Source organism: Methylomonas lenta (assembly GCF_001644015.1).
GTDB classification, from domain to species: Bacteria; Pseudomonadota; Gammaproteobacteria; order Methylococcales; family Methylomonadaceae; genus Methylomonas; species Methylomonas lenta.
In genome coordinates, this window is record NZ_LUUI01000058.1 from 1 (window position 1) to 1,274 (window position 1,274).

The following is a 1,274-nucleotide window of genomic DNA, read 5'->3' on the forward strand; positions in this document are numbered from 1 at the left end:
TTTTGGTGTGTCTGAGCACTTGGCTGTTCGTGCGGGTGGATGAACCGGACTGGGAATTACTCGAAAAAATCGATTTTCTCGGCATAGTCTACATCATCATCTTTCTCGGCAGCATGCAATTCGTGTTAGAAGAAGGGGTGCGGAAGGAATGGTTTGATAGCCATGAAATTTTATTTTTTAGCGTGGTTGCCGCCGTGGCAGGCATCGCTATGTTCTATCGTGAATTGACCATCGAACACCCGATTGTCGATCTGTGGGCCTTCCGTAATTTCAACTTCGCTGTCGGCTGTATATTCAGCTTCATCCTGGGTGTTGGAATGTATACCACAATTTATTTGATGCCGTTGTATCTGGCTAGCGTCAAAGGCCTGAATAGCCTGCAAATTGGCCAATATGTGATGGTCACAGGACTATTTCAACTGTTGTCGGCCTTTGTCGCCGGCCCACTCGCCAAGGTGCTGGATTCACGGTTGATGATGGCACTGGGTTTGTCTCTCTATGGGCTGGGTTCCTGGATGAACGGCGATCTCACGCATGAGTCAGGCTACTGGGAGTTTTTCTGGCCACAGGCTTTGCGCGGCTTCGCGCTGATGTTTGCCTTTTTGCCCATCAATACACTGGCCTTGGGTACGTTGCCGCCTGAAGAAGTCAAAAACGCCAGCGGACTGTACAACCTGATGCGCAACCTGGGTGGAGCGATAGGTCTGGCGGTCGCCAACACTTTGATGATTCAGTTGAACAAGCAACATTACGCCGTGTTGCGCGAGTCGGTGACACCGGGCTCTCCACAAGCGCAATCACTACTGGCGGGCTTGCAGGAACGCATGGCCGGATTGTCGTTACCGGATAGCGAACTGGCCGCGCTCAAGCAGCTATACGGCCTGGTGATGCGAGAAGCCGAGGTGATTACCCTTAACACACTTTTTCATATCCTCACCCTGGTTTTTCTCTTGGCGTTATTGCTGATGCCATTGGTCAGAAAAGTGTCGGCGGACGCAGGTGGCGCGGCAGGCGGCCATTGACCGCATGAAGCTTCTTGTTAATTTCCTGCGGAGTAACCTATGGATCAATAAATTTGCAGCGCTCAACCTGATGGTCTCGCCTGCATCACCTGCGGTGACGAGCACAACTGATACCGACTACCCATTTTTTAGCCTGAGGAGACCACACCATGAAACTTTATTACAGCCCTGGCGCCTGTTCGTTATCACCCCACATCGTCCTCGAAGAGGGCATATTCAGCTATGAAACCGAACGGGTCGATCTGACCAGCG

1 protein-coding gene is annotated in these 1,274 nt (G+C 51.6%); it reads left to right on the top strand.

Features of this window, described 5'->3' with window-relative positions; genetic code table 11:
* A partial coding sequence (locus A1359_RS04150) for a DHA2 family efflux MFS transporter permease subunit (protein ID WP_157200461.1) occupies positions 1-1,022 on the top strand: 1,022 nt, incomplete at its 5' end.
* Between the last annotated feature and the right edge of the window lie 252 nt (positions 1,023-1,274).